This window comes from Profundibacterium mesophilum KAUST100406-0324 (genome assembly GCF_009835145.1).
GTDB lineage: Bacteria > Pseudomonadota > Alphaproteobacteria > Rhodobacterales > Rhodobacteraceae > Profundibacterium > Profundibacterium mesophilum.
The window spans coordinates 21,936-42,030 of record NZ_APKE01000035.1 but is presented as its reverse complement, the minus strand read 5'-3'; the positions used below and the strand labels follow the sequence as shown (position 1 = coordinate 42,030).

Sequence of the window (20,095 nt, the reverse complement as noted above, 5' to 3'; positions counted from 1 at the left end):
GCCATGAGTGCTGATCGACCCTTGATTCTGCTGGTCGAGGACGAACCGGCGCAACGCGAAATACTGGCTTATAATTTGCGTGCCGAGGATTACGAGGTTTTCGAGACCGACCGCGGCGATGAAGTCATGTCGATGATCGCCGATCTGTCACCGGATGTCGTCGTGCTCGACTGGATGCTTCCGGGCCTTTCGGGCATCGAGATCTGCAGGATGATGAAGGCACGCGGCGAAACCCGGTCGATCCCGGTGATCATGCTGAGCGCGCGGTCATCGGAAGCGGACAAGGTCAGAGGTCTGGAGACGGGCGCCGACGATTACATGGTCAAACCCTATTCTGTCGTCGAACTGGTGGCGCGCATCAGGACACAACTGCGCCGCTCGCGGCCATCGGCGGCCGGGACGGTCCTCGTCTACGACGACATCACGCTCGATCCCGAAACGCACAAGGTGACGCGCGACGGGAGCGAGATCGCGCTCGGTCCCACGGAGTTCAGGCTTCTAACGACGTTGATGGAGCGTCCGGGCCGCGTATGGACCCGAGATCAGCTCCTCGACCGGGTCTGGGGGCGCGATATCTTCGTCGATACGCGCACCGTGGACGTCCATATCGGACGGTTGCGCAAATCCCTCGGCATTCACGGTGGCGTGGATCATCTCAGGACCGTCAGGGGAACGGGTTACGCGCTGGGTTGAGTAATATTCCGATCCCTATTCCCTTTCCTATAATCGGTATTATGTTACTAGATCGCGAATACGGAACAGGTCAGCTGCTTCTTGCACACCTGATTTTGTTATAATTCTTGTTTTGCACCACCAATCTTGCGTCTGAAAGCGAATATCCACTCGGACCCGCCGCGCTTGGCCGAGCGGAAAATTTCCTGCCGCTCATGCCCTCCATCTTCGAACGAACTGGACGTTACCCTTAGGCTGCGGTCGCCTTGGGTTCCTCGATCATCTCCCGGCCAAGGAGACCCCTGATCCAGCGGGCGCGCTGCGCATGCATGCTTTCGATCGTCCGTGTTCGCGCAAGCTGTTTGAGTTGCAGCTGGATATCCATCCTCACGGCGATCGGCGCGTTGATCAGATTGACGAGCGTATCGGCAAGGCTTCGTGCATTTCCCTGCTCATAGAAGATGCGACTGTCGAGCCCGAGATCGTTGTAGGCCGTGTTTCTCGGACAGATCGGAATGGCACCGCGCGAGATCGCATCGAAGATCAATCGCGGCTGCTCGTCGTTGAGGTTTGTCAGAAGCACGAAATCACTCTCGTGCACTGCGCCGAAGAACGGCCCGGGGTAAGCGAGCTGTCCTGTGAACTCCGTCTGCGCATCGATACCACGATCGCTCACCCGCTCTCGCAGGCGCGCCTCCTCGGCGCCGACCCCGACGATCGACAAGCGAATGTCCGTGCCGCCAGCGATCGCTTCTGCCGCCGCGTCTATGCCGACCCTGATCCCCTTCATGGGTTCCAGCCGCGAGGCGATCATCACCGTCGCCGGATCGTGAAGCTCGGGCTTCGGATCTTCGATATCGGCACTCCTGATCCAGCTCGCGACCTCGACATTCACCGTCTTGGCCCGGTCTTCCACCAGGCGTGCGACGCCCTGGCCCACAACGCGCACGGCATCGACCCTACGCGCGAGGTAGCGCTGCGTACGGCGGATGTTCTCTGCCCGCAGCCTCGCCCTCAGGCGCCCCGCAAAGCCCTTGCCCTGGGCATTCATCAGGGTCGTCTTCACCCGGTTGGAGGAAATACCGAGAATGGTCAGCCGCCCGTGCCGCCGCGCGATGCGCAGCACACGGCGCGCGAGCGCCGCGCGGCTCCAGTCGAAATTCCCCGGTAGCTCGACCACTTCGACCTTTTCAATAAGCGCCTCGAGCCGGTCGTCGGACAGCTCGTCATCCCCGGTGATCTCGATCAGCGGATCGAGCGGATCGAGCTTGCCCGACCGTATGGCATCGACGCCATCTGCAACATGAACCGGACAGATCAAACGCAGCCCGCCGAGCTCCTGCGAATTCGCGTTCACGTCGAGCGCCCAGAGCGGATCGGTGTAGAATTTTCCATCGTGGCGGACTACCGCAACGCGCGAAATCAACAGTGTCCTGTGGCTTTTCGCATTCTCATCGGAGGCGCCGCGTGGTAGCGAAGCAGCTTCTTTGTCAAAGTACAAGTCGGTAGCCTTCATGATAAGTCACAGCGTCGAAACGATCCGTGCCAGTCTGTCGTCCCGGTATGAACGAATGATTGAACCCGGGCAGATCGTTGCCGTCGGGAATGGTGCCTTCAAGGACGACGTAGCGGATGCCACCCTCAAGTTTCTCGCTCCAACGCCAGAGGGTGCGCCGGGGTTCCTGATCCTGTCCGGGCCGGGAAACCCCGATCTCGTCGCACGGGCCGTCCGGTCCATCAACGAGGCTCGGTCCGAAGTCAGTCCGCAGATCGCCGCGCCAATCCTTCCCGCTGTGCTCGAGGGAACGATATCGGGAATGTCCTTTGCCCTCTGGCCGCGAAGCCGCTCCCTCGATGAAGGCGGCAAGGTCAAGCGTCTCATACGCCGCCGCCTTTACGCTGGTGCGATCCTCGACTGGAATGCCGATCTGGTCCGGCAGACCCTCCTGCCCGGCCTCGCGCAAACTTTTCAGGACGACCTGCATGTCATTGCGAACGATGACCTATTTCCCCAGGAGATGCGCCGTGATGCGGATCGAGCCGCAACCCGTCTTGCGCGGGGGGAATGGACGCCCCGGCACGCACTGCACCATGGCGATTTCTGGTCCGGAAACATCCTGCTGCCGCAACGCGGCACCGGCCGCGCGTTCCATGTGATCGACTGGGCGGGCATGCAGCGCCGAGGGTATCCGTTCTACGATCTGGCCCGGATGAGTCAGTCGCTCCGGATCGGCCGACGGCAACATCACCGGCATGTCGAAAAGCTGCGCGCTATCGTAGACTGCGCCCCGCGGGACGTCACGTCATACATGCTCAGCGCCCTGGGCCATATAGGACGGAATCTCGAGCATTTCCCGCCGGAGCGCTACAGGGCAATGGCGATCGACATCTACGGAACGATGAACGCGGCGTGAGCAACGCGCCGGCGGGTCGCCCGTAGGCACGCCGCTTCACGGAGATGGTCCCGATCCGTACGGATCGATGCCCCCTCGCCTTCGGGGTCTTGGCGTCGGAGGGGACGGCCGCGCCCCCTCCAAAAGTCATCGGTCCTGGCCTCAGCCCTTGGCGGCTTTCGCCACCTCGGCTGCGAAATCTTCCTTCTCGACCTCGATCCCCTCGCCCACTTCGATGCGAATGAATTTCACGATCTCGATCCCGGCTTCCTTCGCGGCGTCGCCGACGGTCAGATCGGGGTTCACCACGAAGGGCTGGTTCAGAAGCGTCACTTCGGCAAAGTACTTCTTCATCCGGCCTTCGATCATCTTTTCGATGACCTGCTCGGGCTTGCCGCTTTCACGGGCCTGATCGCTGAGGACCTGCTTCTCGCGCTCGACAAGGGCGGGATCGAGATCCTCTTCGCCCAGCGAGGCGGGATTGACGGCAGCGACATGCATCGCGATCTGGCGCGCGGTGGCGCTGTCGTCGCCCTTGAAGGCGACGAGCACGCCGATCTTGCCCATGCCATCGGTCGCGGCATTGTGGACATAGGCGACGACCTGCTCGCCCTCGACCTTCTCCATGCGCCGCAGGCTCATGTTCTCGCCGATCGTGGCGATCTTGTCGGTGATCGCCGACTCGACGGATTTGCCATTGAGATCGGCGGCTTTCAGGCCGTCGACATCATCGACGGTCAGCGCGACATCGGCGATCTGGCCGACCATTTGCTGGAAGTCGGCGTTCTTGGCGACGAAGTCGGTTTCGGAGTTGATCTCGACGGCGACGCCCTTGCCGCCCTCGACCTTGACCGCGACGAGGCCCTCGGCGGCGGTGCGGCCGGATTTCTTGGCGGCCTTCGCGAGACCCTTGGTACGCAGCCAGTCGACCGCGGCTTCCATGTCGCCATCGGTTTCGGTCAGGGCCTTCTTGGCATCCATCATGCCGGCGCCGGTGGAGGTGCGCAGCTCTTTCACTTGTGCAGCGGTAATCGCCATGTCTTGGCTCTCCTCAAATTTGGGGATGGGATCTGCGGGAAGGCGAGCCCCTGCCCGCCTCCCCACGATCGCGCGAAACGCGAGGGCTGATCAGCCCTTGTTTTCCAGGTCGTAGGGCGCATCCTTGGCGATCGCGTCGTTGGACACGGCCTCGTCGGAGACGGTCATCGGCGCCTCGGAGTTCACCGGGGTGGTCTCGGGCTCTTCCTCGGCGCTCTCTTCGAGCGCGGCCTCTTCGAGCGCGCCGACATCGACACCGGCCGCGCCAAGCTGCGCGGACATGCCGTCGAGCGCGGCGCGGCTGGCCAGGTCGCAATAGAGCGAAATGGCGCGCGCGGCATCGTCGTTACCGGGAATGATGTAGTCGATGTTGTCGGGCGAGCAGTTGGTATCGACCACGGCCACGACCGGGATGCCAAGCTTCTTGGCTTCGGCGATGGCAAGGTCTTCCTTGTTCACGTCGATGACGAAGAGCAGGTCGGGAACGCCGCCCATCTCGCGGATGCCGCCGAGCGAGGCGTTCAGCTTCTCCTGGTCACGCTCCATCGACAGGCGCTCGCGCTTGGTCAGGCCTTCGGCGCCCTGCTCCATGCGCTCGTCGATCTCCTTGAGACGGTTGATCGACTGCGAGACGGTCTTCCAGTTGGTCAGCGTGCCGCCGAGCCAGCGATGGTTCATGTAATACTGTGCGCAACGCTCTGCGGCTTCCGCGACGGGCTTCTGAGCCTGACGCTTGGTGCCGACGAAGAGAACGCGGCCGCCCTTGGCGACGGTGTCGCGGATCACCTGCAGCGCCTGGTCCAGCATCGGGACCGTCTGCGTCAGGTCGAGAATGTGGATGCCATTGCGGTCGCCGTAGATGAACTCGCCCATGCGGGGGTTCCAGCGTTGCGTCTGGTGGCCAAAGTGAACACCAGCTTCGAGCAGCTGGCGAAGGGAAAACTCGGGGAGCGCCATTCCAATATCCTTTTTCCGGTTTGCGCCTCGGCGGGGCCTTCAGAGCATTCGCTCAACCGGCGGACCGGATGCCGGGATTTCTCCCCGTCATCGGCCCAAGCCCCACCTGTGAAGTGAGCGCCCAATAGTGCGCCGGACAGTGAGTTGCAAGGCGAAAGCGGCCGCGTGGCAGTTCGGATTACTTGAGTTTCGGTCACCCCGGCGCAGGATGCCCCCTCATGCCCTTGCTAAGACGGCATTTTGCGACCATCACCGCGCCATGACGAACGATTCAGAAATACTGTGCATCGGCTCGGTCCTGTGGGACGTGATCGGACGCTCCTCGGCCCATATGCGCGCCGGCAGCGATGTTCCCGGCCGGATCACGATGGTGCCCGGCGGCGTCGCGCTGAACATCGCGATGGGCCTGTCGCGCTTCGGCATCACCCCCACGCTGCTGAGCGCGGTGGGGCGCGATGCCGAGGGTGACCGGCTTGTCGAGCTATGCCGCTCCATGGGGCTTGGAACCGGGCTGCTATACAGGTCCGACGATCTGCCGACCGACCGCTACATGGCGATCGAGGGAGGCAATGGTCTCATCGCCGCGATCGCGGATGCCCACTCCCTCGAGATGGCCGGCGACAAGATCCTTGGCCCCCTTGCGGACGGACGCCTGGGCAGTGCCGACACCCCCTATCGTGGCCAGATCGCGCTCGATGGCAACCTCTCGTCGGACCTGATCGCGCAGATCGCCACCAGTGCGCTCTTCGCGGCCGCCGATCTGCGTATCGCCCCCGCCTCACCCGGCAAGGCCGAGCGCCTGATGCCGCTCATCGCCCATCCCGGCGCCACCATCTACGTCAATCTCGAGGAGGCGGGGCTTCTCCTGCATGCCCCGATGCCTGATGCCGCCGGCGCAGCGGCTGCCCTGCTGGGGCGCGGCGCCTACCGCGCGGTGGTCACCGATGGCGGACGGATGGCGGCGATGGCCGGACCGGGCGGCCTTGTCGAGGCATCGCCCCCCGAGGTTCTGGTCACGCGGGTGACGGGCGCGGGCGATACGTTCATGGCCGCCCATATCGCAGCCGAGCGGCGCGGCGAGATGCCCGACCCCGCATTGCGCACCGCCCTCGCGGCGGCGGCGGCCTATGTTTCAGGAGACGTTCCATCATGACCCTGCCCCTGATCCGCTCCGCCGAAGTGGCCTCGGCGCAAGCCGCCAACCGTCCCGTCGTCGCGCTCGAATCGACCATCGTGACCCATGGAATGCCCTTTCCCCGCAACCTCGAGACCGCGCGCCGCGTCGAGGAGGAAATCCGCAGGCATGGCGCGGTCCCGGCGACCATCGCCGTTCTGTCGGGGAGGCTGCATGTCGGCCTCGAACCCGATCAGCTCGAGGCGCTCGCGCAGCGCGGCGACGTGGCCAAGCTGAGCCGCGCCGATCTCGCCGCCTGCATCGCCTCCGGCGGCGATGGCGCGACGACCGTCGCGGCGACGATGATCGCGGCACGGCTCGCCGGGATCGAGGTCTTCGCCACCGGCGGCATCGGCGGCGTGCATCGCGGCGCCGAGCACAGCTTCGATGTCTCGGCGGACCTTCAGGAGCTGGCGCAGACCCCGGTCACGGTCGTGGCCGCCGGGGCGAAGGCGATCCTCGATCTGCCGAAGACCTGGGAAATGCTCGAAACCCTCGGCGTTCCGGTGATCGCCGTCGGACAGGACAGCCTGCCGGCCTTCTGGTCGCGCGTCTCGCCGCATCCCGCACCCCTGCGGATGGACGATGCGGCACAGATCGCGGCGGCACACCTGATGCGCGGGGCGATGGGCCTGCCGGGCGGACAGCTCGTCGCCAACCCGATCCCGCAGGACGACGAGATCCCGGCCGGCATGCTCGCGCCCGTGATCGAGCAGGCACTCGCCGAGGCGGATGCCCAGGGCATCAGCGCCAAGGCCGTGACGCCCTTCCTGCTGCAGCGGATTTTCGAGCTGACCGATGGGCGCTCGCTCGAGGCCAATATCGCGCTCGTGCTGAACAACGCCCGCCTTGGCGCCGCGATCGCCACCCGGATCACCGCCGCGCGGCGCTGAGCACCATGCCGGCCGCTTCACCATTGCCGCACCGCGCGCCAAGCCCTACATCTTCGCAAGCAGGATAGAATTGAGCACGATGAGCAAGCATTCGAGCGACGACGCGACAGCCACACGCCGCCGGCCCCGCTTCAGACGCCTGCGGGCCAATTTCCTGACCGGTCTCGTCGTGATCGCGCCGATCTTCCTGACCGTGTGGCTGATCTACGGTGTCGTCGGCTGGATCGACGGCTGGGTGCTGCCGCTTGTGCCGGCGCGGTTCCGCCCCGAGCAGTATATCGGGATCAACCTGCGCGGTGTCGGCGTCATCATCTTCCTGATCTTCACTGTGATTATCGGCTGGCTGGCCAAGGGCCTCATCGGGCGCTCGCTCCTGCGCTGGGGCGAGAGCCTGGTGAACCGGATGCCGGTTGTCAGGACGATCTATTCGAGCGTCAAGCAGCTCGCCGAGACCGTCTTCGCGCAGTCGGAAAGCTCGTTCGAGAAGGCCTGCCTGATCGAGTATCCGCGCAGGGGGATTTGGGCGATCGCCTTCATCTCGACCTCGGCGAAGGGAGAGATCGCACGCAGCATCCCGGTCGAGGAGCAGAAGCTGTCGATCTTCCTGCCGACCACGCCGAACCCGACCTCGGGATTCTTGCTGTTCCTGCCGCGCTCCGAAGTGATCGAGCTCGACATGAGCGTCGAGGACGCGGCGAAACTGGTGATCTCGGCGGGGCTCGTCTATCCCGGCACGAAGGAGAGCGCCGTCGCGGATGCCGAGCTCGCCGCCCATAGCCGGGCCGCGGAATAGTCGGATCAGCCGAACATCTGGCGCAGATCGACGGTCCCGCATTCATTCAGGTCATCGTAATGCGCATCGAGGAACCGCGCGGCGGCGGCGCGGCCCGCGGCCTTCAGCCGGCTCAGGATGATCGGCGAGGGAACCAGCTTCGTCGCGACGTTGAGGCTGGTCATGATGTCGTCATCGGCGATCATGTGCACCAGCACCTTGCGCATCGCATCCGCGGGCATCCGTCCCGAGGCGATCAGCCTCTGGACGAAGTCGATCGCGCGCAGCTCACGCAGAAGCGATGAGTTGAAGCTTATCTCGTTGATGCGGTTGAGGATTTCCTGTGCCGTGTAGGGTATGCCATCGCGTTCCAGCGGGTTGATGTTCACGATGACGATATCGGCCGGAAGGTCCTGATCGAACAAGGGAAAAAGCGCGGGATTGCCGGTATAACCGCCATCCCAATAGGCCTCGATCCGGCCCTCCTCCTCGATTTCGACCGCCTTGAAGATGGTTGGCAAGCAGGTCGAGGCCAGAAGCGCCTGCGGGCCGATCTGCGTGCCGGAGAAAATCCGGATCTTGCCGCTACGCACATTCGTCGCGCAGACATGCAGCCGCGGCCCCTCCTCGGCGCAGACGGCGCGCAGGCGCGGGTCTGCCACGATCTTCTCGAGCGGGTTGCGGTAGAGGGGGCCGTAGCTATAGGGGCTGACGCTGCGGCTCAGGAGGTCGGCGGCGCTGACCGGGACCGAGCGCTCGATGGCCCGGCTGATCTCGGCGGTGCCGGGGGCAAGTTCCGACAGCCAGCTCGCGATCCGCATGTCCGGGATCGCCCCGATCCCGTGCCACAGCCAGTCAAGCGTCTCGCGCGCACCGTCGCGTCCCCCCTCGACCAGCCCCGCCTTCAGCGCGGCACCGTTCAGCGCGCCGGCGGAGGTGCCGGAGATGGCGGCGATCTCGAGCCGTCCATCCTCCAGCAGACCGTCCAGAACGCCCCAGCAATAGGCGCCGTGCGCGCCGCCGCCCTGCAGCGCCAGATTGACCCTCTTGCCCATCAGTGCGCCGCTCAGAGCGCTGTCCAGCCGCCATCCACGCTGATGGTCGTGCCGGTGATCTGGTCGGCGGCGGGCGAGCACAGGAAGACGGCGGTTCCGCCCATCTGCTCGGTCGTCGCGAACTGCTTGGAAGGCTGGCGCGCGAGCATCACGTCGCGAATGACGGTCTCACGGTCCATTCCGTATTCCTTCATCGTGCCCGGGATCTGCTCCTCAACGAGGGGTGTGAGCACGTAGCCGGGGCAGATCGCGTTGCAGGTGATCGGCTCCTCGGCCGTCTCGAGCGCGATGGTCTTGGAAAAGCCGACGATGCCGTGCTTGGCCGCGACATAGGCCGACTTGTAGGGCGAGGCGGTCAGGCCATGGGCGGAGGCGATGTTGATCACCCTGCCCCAGCCCGACGCGCGCATCATCGGCAGCGCGGCCGCGACGGTGTGGTAGGCGGAGCTGAGATTGATGGCGATGATCGCGTCCCACTTCTCGGCCGGAAAGTCCTGGACCGGCGCGACATGCTGGATGCCGGCATTGTTGATCAGGATGTCGCAGCGTCCCGCGGAGGTGATGAGCTGGCGCGCGCTGTCGCCCTTCGACATGTCGGCCGGGATGTAGCGGGCCTCGACCCCGAACTCGGAGGCGATTCCCTCTGCCAGCGCATGGTCTTCCGGCAGGTTGGTGAAGGAGTTCAGGACGACATTCGCGCCGGCCTTCGCCAGCTCGCGTGCGATGCCCAGTCCGATGCCGGAATTCGACCCGGTGATGACGGCTGTCTTTCCTGCAAGTGTCATGAAACGCCTTTCCTTTTTAACCATGATCCCACCAGTCGGTTGTGGCACGCGGCTGCAGTGAGATGAACAGTCAAACCCCCAGTGCCCCGGCATTGCTTCCAAAAAAAAACGCCCGCACGAGGCGGGCGCTAGTTATTGAGGCAGGTTTCATACAGGCAAGAAACCTATCGAGCAGTAAGTTCTGTATACGCCTTTCATCTGCGCCTTCCAACCTAAAAGTTTGAAAAGGCTCACAAGCGCCCTTAGTCTGGAGCCAAGAAAAAAAGGACTTCGAGAGGTTGGAGCCAAGATGCCTACAAAAATTTGCACATCGTCAGTGAGGAAGCGCCGCACGCACCTGGGGGTGATTCTTGCCATCACCTTGCCCTTCAAACTTCATGCAGCACCTGAACATGGCATATCTATGTATGGCGCACCGGAGTTGCCACCAGATTTTGTGTCGGTTCCGTATGTGAACCCCGATGCACCAAAAGGTGGCAGAATTGTGTTCGGCGAATCTGGCAGTTTCGACAGTCTCAACCCGCACATTCTCAAGGGTCGGGCGCCTTATGGCATCGGGGCATATGTTTTCGAAGGTCTTATGGGCCGAAACTGGGACGAACCTTTCAGTTTGTATGGATTGATCGCAAAATCGGTGGAAACCGGGCCGAATCGTGAGTGGGTGGAGTTCGCGCTGCGTCCCGAGGCGCGGTTTTCCGACGGAAGCCAGGTGACGGCCGAGGATGTGCTGTGGTCCTTCGAGACGCTCGGCACGCAGGGCCATCCGCGCTACCAGGGCACGTGGTCGAAGATCGAGACCGCCGAGATGACCGCCCCGGACACGGTCCGATTCACCTTCAACACAGCCGACCGCGAGCTTCCGCTGATTCTCGGTCTCTGGCCGGTGCTCAAGAAGGCGCAATACGAGGGGCGCGACTTCGGCGAGAGCGGCATCGACATCGTGCCGATCGGATCGGGCCCCTACGAGATCGAGAGCTACGATCCGGGACGGGTCCTGACGCTCGAGCGCGACGAGGATTACTGGGCGGCCGAGCTGCCGATCATGCGCGGCCAGCACAATCTCGACGAAATCCGCTACGAGTATTTCGGTGACGGCGATGTCGTCTTCGAGGCCTTCAAGGCGGGCGAGGTCACCAGCTACCGCGAAGGCAACGCGGCCAAGTGGGACAGCCAGTACGACTTTCCCCGGATGCGCTCGGGCGAGGTGGTGAAATCGGAGATCCCGCATGAACGGCCCTCCGGCATCACAGGCTTCGTCATGAACACCCGCGGCGCGCCCTTCTCCGACTGGCGCGTGCGTGAGGCGATGATGCTGGCCTTCAACTACGAATTCGTCAGCCAGACGCTCAATGGCGGCACGCAGCCGCGGATCGCCTCCTATTTCTCCAACAGCGTCCTAGGCATGGAGGACGGCCCCGCCCCCGAGGGGGTCGCCGCGCTTCTTGCGCCCTTCGCGGGCGATCTGCCGCCCGATGCGCTTGAGGATTACGACCTGCCGGTTTCCGACGGCTCCGAACGCAATCGCAAGAACATCCGCAAGGCAATCGACATGATGGCCGAGGCCGGCTGGACGGTGCAGGACGGCCGGATGCGCAATGCCGAAGGACAGCCCTTCCGCTTCGAGATCCTGCTCAGCCAGGGGGCGACCGAGACCCAGCAGATGATCGACATATTCGCCGCGGCGCTCGAGCGCATGGGCATCGCCCCCACCGTGACGACGGTCGACAGCGCGCAATACAAGGAACGCACGCAGCGCTTCGATTTCGACATGGCCTTCTACAGGAGGGGCCTGTCGCTCAGTCCGGGCAACGAGCAGATGCTCTACTGGTCGTCCGAGGCCGCGGCCAACGAGGGCTCGCGCAACTGGATGGGCGTCACGCAGCCGGCGATCGACGCGATGATCCGCACCATGCTCGAAGCGGAAAGCCGCGAGCAGTTCATCACGGCGACGAAAGCTCTTGACCGGGTGTTGACCACGGGGCGCTATGTCATCCCGATCTGGTCCGATACGGTTTCGAGACTGGCGCATGATGCCGAGCTGAGATATCCCAAGCGCCTTCCCATGTATGGCGACTGGATCGGGTTCCAGCCGGATGTATGGTGGTATGAGGAATGACAGGATGAAACTTTCCATCGGCGCGCTGATCGGCGCGCTTTTTCTGTCGGGCTGCGCCGCGGTGACCGTTCCGGTCAAGATCGTGACCCTGCCCGTGCGGCTCGCGGTCGACACGGTCGATCACGTGACACGGGCGCCGGCGCCCTTCCGTTGACTGTCCGGGCCCCGTGCCCTTGGCGTGCCCTTTGGCGGGGCGCGGCCACCCGCCGGCGGGACGGGGCGCGGGAACTCTCTTGGCGGGCGGGGCATTGCCTTCCCGACCAAGCCCCCGTCCAAGCCAAGGAGAGAGCGTGATGAAATGGAAGACCGTCGCAGATAACTGGCCGGCCTTTCTCGACCGGATGGAGCAGACCTGGCCGCGGGCCGATCGCACCGATCTGGCAAATATCGAGGGAGACCGCGAACGGCTCGTGAGCTATCTTGCCGAGCGGCTCGAGCTGACACCGAACGAGGCGCGCGAGGAGATCGAGGAGTTCACTGAAGGCGCCGTGCCTTCGGATGTTGTGATGGACGAGCTGCACGACAACCAGAGCATCACCGACAGCGGGCGCAGCATTCCTGTCGGCGAGGATGTCTATTCCGAAGATCGCGATTTCGGCGACGACCGCCCCGCCGAGCCGCCGATCGGCCGCACCGACTGAGGCTGCCGCTTGCAATGCCGGGGCGGCGGGACTAGCCCGTGATCATGCCAGTCGCGATCCACGATTCCCCGCCCCCCGCGCCCGCACCGGCGCAGTTCAACATGGCCGCCCATGTGCTCGCCCATGCCGGCCGGCATCCGGGCAAGACCGCGCTCGAGATCGTCGGAGGCGCGGCGCCGCAAAGCTGGAGCTACGGCGCGCTCGAGGCGGCCGTGCGCGGCACCGCAAGCGGGCTTCGCGCCCTGCATGGCGGCTCGCTGGCCCCCGGCAGCCGTATCCTGATCCGGCTTGGCAACACCGTCGACTTCCCGATCCTCTATCTCGCCGCGCTTGCCTGCGACATGGTACCGGTTCCCACGTCGGCGCAGCTGACCATGCCCGAGATCACCAAGCTCGCGCAGATCGTCGAGCCGTCCGTCATCGTGGCCGCAGAGGGCGTCGCGCTTCCGCAAGGACCATGGCCGGTGATCACACAGGCCGAGCTCGGGGACATGCGCGCGCTGCCACCATCGGACTATGCCCTCGGGGATCCCGACCGCTTGGGCTACATCGTCTTTTCGTCGGGAACATCCGGCACGCCGCGGGCCGTGTGCCACGCGCATCGCGCGGTCTGGGCACGGCGAATGATGGTCGATGGCTGGTATGGCCTTGGACCGGATGACCGCCTGCTTCATGCTGGGGCCTTCAACTGGACATATACGCTCGGCACCGGCCTGATGGACCCTTGGGCGATCGGCGCCACGGCGCTCATCAGCGAGGAAGGTACGCCGGCGGCCCGGCTTCCGGCGCTCCTGCGCGAACATGATGTGACGATTTTTGCTGCTGCGCCGGGTGTTTACAGGCAGATGCTGAAGCATCCCGAAAAGTTCGGCAAGGGGGCTTTGCGCCATGGTCTTTCGGCTGGTGAGAAGCTTCCACCGGCCATTCGCGAGGCTTGGCGCGGCGTGACGCGAACCGAGATCCACGAGGCTTACGGCATGTCCGAATGCTCGACCTTCGTATCCGGCAGTCCCGCCGATCCCGCGCCGGCCGGAACGCTCGGCCGGCCGCAGCCGGGGCGGCGGGTGGCGGTGCTGAACCCCGACGGCGCGCCCGCGCCGCGCGGTGCGCCCGGACAGCTTGCGATCTCGCGCGGGGATACGGGGCTGATGCTGGGCTATCTCGGTGACCCCGCTTCGACGTCGGAGAAGTTTTCGGGCAGCTGGTTCCTGACCGGCGACATGGCGCAGATGGATGAGACGGGCGCCGTGAGCTACTTGGGACGCGACGACGATCTGATGAATGCGGGGGGGTTCAGGGTGTCGCCGCTCGAGATCGAGGAGGTCCTCGCGCTCTGCCCCGGCATCGTGGAATGCGCCGCGGCCGAGGTCGAGGTCAGGCCCGATGTCAGCGTCATCGCCGCCTTCTACGTCAGCGCGGCTCCGATCACCGAGGAAACGCTCGCCGCGCATTGCGCCGACCGTCTCGCCGCCTACAAGCGTCCCCGCCTCTATGTCAGGCTCGAGGCGTTGCCGCGCGGGGCGAACAACAAGCTGCTGCGCCGGACGCTGCGCAGCGTCCACTCCCTGAAAGGCCAGACCCCATGATCAAGCTCGACATCCTCTCCGATCCGATTTGTCCGTGGTGCTATATCGGAAAGGCCAATCTCGATGCCGCGCTCAAGGAGCGTCCCGGCCACCCCTTCACCTTCGAATGGCATCCGTTTCAACTCAACCCTGACATGCCGGCCGGCGGCATGGGACGCCGCGACTATCTCGAGACGAAATTCGGCGGCCGGGAGAACGCGGTGAAGGTCTACGCGCAGATCGAGCAGGCCGCGCAGGCCGCCGGTCTCGACATCGACTTCGCGCGCATCGAAACGACGCCCAACACGCTCGACGCCCACCGCCTCATCCACTGGGCCGGGCTCGAGGGCCGCCAGACGGCGGCGGTGGCCGCGCTTTTCTCGGACTATTTCACCCAAGGTCGCGATATCGGCGACCGCGCGGTCCTGCTCGATGTCGCCACCCGGATCGGCCTCGACCGCGAGATGACGGAGCGCCTCATGGAAAGCGATGCGGATGCGTCCGACATCAAGGTGCGCGACGCCCATGCACGGGCGCGCGGCGTCACGGGCGTGCCGACCTTCGTGGTCGGCCAGCAGCATGTCATGCCGGGCGCGCAGCCGCCCGAACTCTGGGTCCAGGTGATCGACGAGCTGATGGACCAGGTGGGCAGCGGCGCGCAGACGCCAGACCAGAACGGCGCTTGAGCCAAGCGAAGGGCATCGCAGCCGCGGGCAGACCACCGAAGCGCTCGCGCGCGGAGTTCATCGCCCTGATGGCGACCCTCTTCGCAACCGTCGCCTTCTCGATCGACGCAATGCTGCCCGCCCTGCCCGCGCTTGCGGCCGATCTGGCGCCGCGGGATGCGAACCGGGCGCAGCTCGTTCTCACCGCCTTCGTTCTGGGCATGGGAATCGGCACGCTCTTCGCGGGGCCGATCTCCGACGCGATCGGTCGCAAGCGAGCGATCTCGCTCGGCATCGCGCTTTATTGCATCGCGAGCGTGCTGGCCGTCCTCGCCACCTCGCTCGAGATGCTCCTTGTCGCCAGGCTGCTGCAGGGGCTCGGGGCCGCCGGGCCCCGGATCGTCTCGCTCGCGCTGGTGCGCGACCTCTACGAAGGGCGGCGGATGGCGCAGATCATGTCCTTCGTGATGATGATCTTCGTGCTGATCCCCGCCGTCGCACCGTTCATCGGATCGCTCGTGGTGCCGTATTTCGGCTGGCGCGGCATATTCGGACTTTTCGTTCTGCTGGGTCTGGTCAACCTCGTCTGGCTGAACCTGCGCCAGCCCGAGACCCTCCCGCCAGAGGCACGCCGCCCGCTGCGCGCGGCGGCCTTGCGATCGGCCCTGCGCGAGGTGCTGAGCCACAAGGCGGTCCGCCTCTACATCCTGGTCATGGCGCTGGGATACGGTCAGATGTTCGGCTATCTAAGCTCGGTACAGCAGATCTATGCCGAGGTCTTCGGCATCACCGACGACTTCCCGCTCTGGTTCATGGCGATGGCCCTGCTCTCGGGTCTCGGGACGATCACGAATGCGGCGCTGGTGATGCGCCTGGGAATGCGGCGCATCACGCTTGCCGCATACGGGGGGCAGGCGGTGATCTCGGCCGCCCTGCTTTTGCTCACGCTCGCCGGGTTCGGCGGAGCGGGCTCCTTTCCCGTCTTCTTCGCATGGTCGGTGTCGATCTTCTTGATGGCCGGCCTGACTTTCGGCAACCTCAACGCATTGGCACTGCAACCTCTGGGGCATGTCGCCGGCATGGCATCCTCGGTCACCGGTTCGATCGCCACTGTCCTCGCGGTCTTCATCGCGGCGCCGATCGGGCTCGCCTTCGACGGCACGCCCCTGCCCATGGTCGTGGGAACACTCACCTGCTCGGGTCTCGCGCTTTGTCTCATGCTCCGGACCCGTGCCCTGACGCCGTGATGCCCTGATACACGGGGATCGGAGGCGGGGTTCTCGATGGCGGGGGGAATCTTTGGCACGCCCCTGCCGGTTGGGGACCCATACCCTCCATCAGAAGGACCGTTCCATTGATGCGACCCATGACCGGCGCCCTGCTCGCCGCCATCACCCTGCTCGGAGCCTGCGGGCTGACCGGCCCCGCCAATACCGCCGCCCCGAGGGCCGCCGATGACGCGATCGTGGAAATGACGAATGATCTGCAATTCGCGCCGGCGGTCCTGACCATTTCGGCGGGAAGCACGGTCGCCTTCTCCAACGGCTCCTTGCTCGATCACACGGTTCACGGAAACCCGGTCGCCGCCGCCCATCCGCAGGATGTCGCGTTGCCCGAAGGGGCTGCGCCGTTCCAGGCCAGGGTGCCCGCCGGTCAGATATACCGACATGCCTTCAATACGCCCGGCACATACCGCTACTACTGCGATCCGCATCACGGGCTCGGGATGAAGGGAACGATCATCGTCACGGCGCGGTAACGGGTCCGCGCCGGCTCCCCCAAAGAAGCGCGAGATGGCGGCACGGTGCTTTCCTGCCCGCGCCGCCCTTCCCGCTCAGCGGGCCTTGCGGTGACGGGCCAGCGATTGCGCGATCGCGAAGGCACCCTTGATCTTGTCGGCCTCACGCTTCCAATCCGCCTGCACGACGATCTTGTTGTCGCGCACCTTCGCGCCCTCGGTCTCATTGAGAAATTCGACAAGACCCGCGGGATTGGCGAATTGGTCGTTGTGAAATTGCAGCGTCGCGCCCTTCGGACCCGCATCGAGCTTGGCGATGCCGGCCTTCTTGCACTCGGCCTTGATCCGCACCACCAAAAGCAGCGTGTTGACCTCGCGCGGCAGCTTGCCGAACCGATCGATCAACTCGGCTGCGAACCCCTCCAGCTCGACCTTGCTGCTCAGCTCCGACAGGCGCCTGTAGAGGCCGAGCCGGGTGTCGAGATCGGGCACGTATTCCTCTGGGATCAGCACCGGCACGCCGAGATTGATTTGCGGCGCCCATTGATCCTCGGCATCGTCGACGAGACCTTCACCCTCGCCCGATTTCATCTTCTCGATCGCCTCCTCGAGCATTGATTGGTAAAGCTCGTAGCCGACCTCGCGCACCTGCCCCGACTGCTCCTCGCCCAAAAGGTTGCCGGCGCCGCGAATATCGAGATCCTGGCTGGCAAGGTTGAAGCCGGCGCCGAGGCTGTCGAGCGAGCCCAGAACCCTGAGACGCTTCTCGGCCTGCGGCGTGAGTTTGGCGCGCGGGCGCGTCGTCAGATAGGCATAGGCGCGGGTCTTGGAGCGTCCGACACGGCCCCTGATCTGGTAGAGCTGCGACAGGCCGAACATGTCGGCGCGGTGCACGATCATCGTGTTCGCGGTCGGGATGTCGAGGCCGGACTCGACGATCGTGGTGGCCAGAAGCACATCGAACTTGCCGTCATAAAAAGCGTTCATCCGGTCATCGAGCTCGCCCGCCGCCATCTGCCCCGTCGCCACCACGACACTGACCTCGGGAACCTCCTCGCGCAGGAACTTCTCGATTTCGGGAATGTCGGCGACGCGCGGCACGACGAAGAAACTCTGCCCCCCGCGGTAATGCTCGCGCAAGAGCGCTTCGCGGATCGTCACCGTGTCGAACTCGCTGACATAGGTGCGGATCGCGAGACGATCCACCGGCGGCGTTCCGATGACGCTGAGATCGCGCACCCCCGTCAAGGACAGCTGCAGCGTGCGCGGGATCGGCGTCGCGGTCAGCGTCAGGACATGCACATCGGTGCGCAGCGATTTCAGCCGCTCCTTGTGCTTGACCCCGAAATGCTGCTCCTCGTCGATCACCATCAGGCCGAGATTCTTGAACTTCACCTGCTTGGACAAAAGTGCATGCGTTCCGATGACGATATCGACGCTGCCATTGGTCAGACCCTCGCGGGTTCGCGCCGCCTCCTTGGAACCGACAAAGCGCGACAGCTTGCCGATATTGATCGGGAAGCCGCGGAACCGCTCCTCGAAGCTCTTGTGATGCTGCCGCGCAAGGAGGGTCGTCGGCGCGATCACCGCCACCTGGACGCCCGACATGGCGGCGATGAAGGCCGCACGCATCGCGACCTCGGTCTTGCCGAAGCCGACATCGCCGACGACGAGCCGGTCCATGGGCGTGCCGGATGCCAGATCGCTCATCACATCGTCGATGGCCGAAAGCTGATCGTCGGTCTCGTCATAGGGAAAGCGGGCCGAGAACTCGGACCACAGATCCTCGGGCGGCTCCAGAACGGAGGACTTTCGCAGCATCCGCTCGGCGGCCACCTTGATGAGCCGCTCGGCCATCTCCCGGATGCGCTGCTTGAGCCTGGCCTTCTTGGCTTGCCACGCCCCGCCGCCCAGCTTGTCGAGCAGCCCCTCCTCCTGGCCGTAGCGCGACAGCAGCTCGATATTCTCGACCGGAAGGTAGAGGCGGTCGCCACCGGCATATTCGAGCAGGATGCATTCATGGGCCGCGCCGGCCGCCGTCACCACCTCGAGCCCGGTATAGCGGCCGACCCCGTGATCGACATGGACCACCAGGTCCCCGGCGCTGAGCGATTGCGCCTCGCTCAGGAAATTCTCGGCCCGGCGCTTCTTGGGCGCGCGCCGGATCAGCCTGTCCCCGAGCACGTCCTGCTCGGAGATCACGGTCAGCCGCGCCCCGTCCTCCGGCCCCTCGAAGCCATGCTCGAGCGGCCAGACGGCAAGGAGGAGCCGCCCCTTGCCCGACGGCACGTCGCGGAAATCGGCGATCGTCTCGGCGGCACTCAGCCCCTCGTCCTCGATCAGGCCGGCCAGGCGCTCGCGTGCCCCGTCGGAATAGCTGGCGATGATGACATGCCCGTCCTTGCGCCGTTCCTTGACGTGATCGGCAAGCGCGCTGAACAGGCTGAGGTTCTCCTGCTGGCGCTCGGGAGCGAAGTTGCGACCGATCCGCCCGCCCGCATCGATGACACCCGGCCCGCTCGCCTGCGGAAGCGGGTTGAACTGCACCAGCCTGTGGCCCGAGACCGCCCGCTCCCAGGCGCCGTCGTCGAGATAGAGCAGATCGGGCGCGGCGGGCTTGTATACCGAATCGAGCCGTTTCTTGCTCTGCAGGGCTTCGCGGCGGCTGTCATAGGCATCCTCGACCGTTTCCCAACGCGCCAGCCGCGATGCCGTCACCTGGTCGTCGAGGCAGATCGCGGCATCGGGCAGGTAATCGAAGAGCGTCTCGAGGCGTTCGTGAAAGAAGCCCAGCCAATGTTCGACACCGGCATGTTTCCGCCCCGCCGAAACCGCCTCGTAGAGTGGATCGTCGGTTCCCGCCGCGCCGAACTCGGCGCGGTAGTTCTGCCGGAAACGGGTGATGGCGGGATCGTCCAGGATGACCTCGCTCACCGGCGCCAGCTCGACCATCTGCAACGTGTCGGTGGTGCGCTGGCTGCCAGGATCGAAGCGGCGGGCGCTGTCGAGCTCGTCCCCGAAAAGATCGAGGCGCACCGGTGCGGGATGCCCCGGAGGCCAGACATCGATGATGCCACCGCGCACAGCGTAATCGCCCGGCTCCACGACCGATGGCGCCTGGGTGAACCCCATGCGCGACAGGAAGCGGCGCAGCGCCTGCTCGTCGAGCCTGTGACCGACCCGCGCGGTGAAGGCCGCTTCGCGCAGGGTGTCGCGGGCCGGCACCCTCTGGCTCGCGGCCGCGACCGTAGTGAGCAGGACGAAGCGCTTGGGCATGGCGTGAACCAGCGCCGCCAGCGTGGCCATCCGCGTGGCCGAGATATCGGCATTCGGAGACACCCGGTCATATGGAAGGCAATCCCATGCGGGAAAGGTGAAGACCGGCAGTTCGGGCGCGTAGAACCGCAATGCCGCCTGCATCGCCGCGAGGCGCCGGTCGTCGCGCGCCACGTGAAGGGCCGTTCCATTGCCGCGGGCAAGCTCGCGGGTGAGGAGCAGCGCATCGAAGCCTTCGGGCGCGCCGCCCATGCGGATGTGATCTGGGGCTGACATGGATGCTGAGGTAACGAGCGGCGCGGCGTTGTCAACGCGCAACTGGCGGCGCGCGGCGCGGCCGATCGCGCGGCCCCGT

General features: G+C 65.1%; 18 protein-coding genes. 12 read left to right on the top strand and 6 right to left on the bottom strand.

The features are described 5' to 3' along the window. Positions 1 to 3: 3 nt before the first annotated feature. Positions 4 to 693 carry a phosphate regulon transcriptional regulator PhoB gene (gene phoB, locus PMES_RS14015; RefSeq protein ID WP_159966354.1) on the top strand — a complete coding sequence of 230 codons (690 nt, stop codon included), beginning with the start codon at positions 4 to 6 and terminating at the stop codon, positions 691 to 693. 229 nt (positions 694 to 922) lie between these two features. Here phoB and PMES_RS14010 read toward each other — a convergent pair whose 3' ends face one another. Continuing rightward, complete coding sequence (locus PMES_RS14010) at positions 923 to 2,098, bottom strand: glycosyltransferase (RefSeq protein WP_159966353.1); 1,176 nt, start codon at positions 2,096 to 2,098, stop codon at positions 923 to 925. 145 nt (positions 2,099 to 2,243) lie between these two features. On the opposite strand from PMES_RS14010, the gene PMES_RS14005 reads away from it, so the two are divergent. Next, entirely contained in the window at positions 2,244 to 3,086 is an 843-nt protein-coding gene (locus tag PMES_RS14005; RefSeq protein WP_159966352.1) for a phosphotransferase, read from the top strand. 141 nt (positions 3,087 to 3,227) lie between these two features. Here PMES_RS14005 and tsf read toward each other — a convergent pair whose 3' ends face one another. Next, positions 3,228 to 4,103 (bottom strand): translation elongation factor Ts, encoded by an 876-nt coding sequence (tsf, locus tag PMES_RS14000; RefSeq protein ID WP_159966351.1) that lies wholly within the window; start codon positions 4,101 to 4,103, stop codon positions 3,228 to 3,230. Between the two features lie 90 nt (positions 4,104 to 4,193). Continuing rightward, on the bottom strand, positions 4,194 to 5,060 hold the full coding sequence (gene rpsB, locus PMES_RS13995) for a 30S ribosomal protein S2 (RefSeq protein ID WP_159966350.1): 867 nt from the start codon (positions 5,058 to 5,060) through the stop codon (positions 4,194 to 4,196). 259 nt (positions 5,061 to 5,319) lie between these two features. Here rpsB and PMES_RS13990 point away from each other — a divergent pair, with 259 nt between their 5' ends. The 3 genes from PMES_RS13990 to PMES_RS13980 all read left to right on the top strand — a co-directional run bounded on the left by PMES_RS13990 (position 5,320) and on the right by PMES_RS13980 (position 7,920). Beyond that, positions 5,320 to 6,213, top strand: a complete 894-nt coding sequence (locus PMES_RS13990; protein WP_159966349.1) for a PfkB family carbohydrate kinase — start codon at positions 5,320 to 5,322, stop codon at positions 6,211 to 6,213. Further along, complete coding sequence (locus PMES_RS13985; protein WP_159966348.1) at positions 6,210 to 7,127, top strand: pseudouridine-5'-phosphate glycosidase; 918 nt, start codon at positions 6,210 to 6,212, stop codon at positions 7,125 to 7,127. The genes PMES_RS13990 and PMES_RS13985 overlap by 4 nt, the downstream gene beginning before the upstream one ends. Before the next feature lie 79 nt (positions 7,128 to 7,206). Next, on the top strand, positions 7,207 to 7,920 hold the full coding sequence (locus tag PMES_RS13980) for a DUF502 domain-containing protein (RefSeq protein ID WP_159966347.1): 714 nt from the start codon (positions 7,207 to 7,209) through the stop codon (positions 7,918 to 7,920). Between the two features lie 5 nt (positions 7,921 to 7,925). Here PMES_RS13980 and PMES_RS13975 read toward each other — a convergent pair whose 3' ends face one another. Both PMES_RS13975 and PMES_RS13970 read right to left on the bottom strand, forming a co-directional pair. Continuing rightward, positions 7,926 to 8,954, bottom strand: coding sequence for a patatin-like phospholipase family protein (locus PMES_RS13975; protein ID WP_159966346.1), 1,029 nt, complete (start codon positions 8,952 to 8,954; stop codon positions 7,926 to 7,928). An 11-nt stretch (positions 8,955 to 8,965) separates the two neighbouring features. After that, positions 8,966 to 9,739 (bottom strand): 3-hydroxybutyrate dehydrogenase, encoded by a 774-nt coding sequence (locus tag PMES_RS13970; RefSeq protein WP_159966345.1) that lies wholly within the window; start codon positions 9,737 to 9,739, stop codon positions 8,966 to 8,968. A gap of 289 nt (positions 9,740 to 10,028) precedes the next feature. Between PMES_RS13970 and PMES_RS13965 the strand changes: the two genes are divergently transcribed. The 7 genes from PMES_RS13965 (at position 10,029) to PMES_RS13935 (ending at position 16,485) form a co-directional block, all read left to right on the top strand. Continuing rightward, a complete protein-coding gene (locus PMES_RS13965) occupies positions 10,029 to 11,855 on the top strand; it encodes an extracellular solute-binding protein (RefSeq protein ID WP_159966344.1) in 1,827 nt (608 codons plus the stop codon). Positions 11,856 to 11,859: 4 nt separating this feature from the next. Continuing rightward, entirely contained in the window at positions 11,860 to 12,009 is a 150-nt protein-coding gene (locus PMES_RS13960) for a hypothetical protein (protein WP_159966343.1), read from the top strand. 139 nt (positions 12,010 to 12,148) lie between these two features. After that, on the top strand, positions 12,149 to 12,496 hold the full coding sequence (locus PMES_RS13955; protein ID WP_159966342.1) for a CsbD family protein: 348 nt from the start codon (positions 12,149 to 12,151) through the stop codon (positions 12,494 to 12,496). A 44-nt stretch (positions 12,497 to 12,540) separates the two neighbouring features. Beyond that, positions 12,541 to 14,082: a class I adenylate-forming enzyme family protein gene (locus PMES_RS13950; RefSeq protein ID WP_159966464.1), complete on the top strand. Its 1,542-nt coding sequence runs from the start codon at positions 12,541 to 12,543 to the stop codon at positions 14,080 to 14,082. Then, entirely contained in the window at positions 14,079 to 14,747 is a 669-nt protein-coding gene (locus PMES_RS13945; RefSeq protein WP_159966341.1) for a DsbA family oxidoreductase, read from the top strand. Before PMES_RS13950 ends, PMES_RS13945 begins: the two co-directional genes overlap by 4 nt. After that, on the top strand, positions 14,744 to 15,973 hold the full coding sequence (locus PMES_RS13940) for a multidrug effflux MFS transporter (protein ID WP_268892426.1): 1,230 nt from the start codon (positions 14,744 to 14,746) through the stop codon (positions 15,971 to 15,973). Before PMES_RS13945 ends, PMES_RS13940 begins: the two co-directional genes overlap by 4 nt. Positions 15,974 to 16,092: 119 nt before the next feature. Next, on the top strand, positions 16,093 to 16,485 hold the full coding sequence (locus tag PMES_RS13935) for a plastocyanin/azurin family copper-binding protein (RefSeq protein ID WP_159966340.1): 393 nt from the start codon (positions 16,093 to 16,095) through the stop codon (positions 16,483 to 16,485). A gap of 75 nt (positions 16,486 to 16,560) precedes the next feature. On the opposite strand, the gene mfd is transcribed toward PMES_RS13935, so the two are convergent. Beyond that, complete coding sequence (mfd, locus tag PMES_RS13930; RefSeq protein ID WP_159966339.1) at positions 16,561 to 20,016, bottom strand: transcription-repair coupling factor; 3,456 nt, start codon at positions 20,014 to 20,016, stop codon at positions 16,561 to 16,563. Positions 20,017 to 20,095 lie beyond the last annotated feature (79 nt).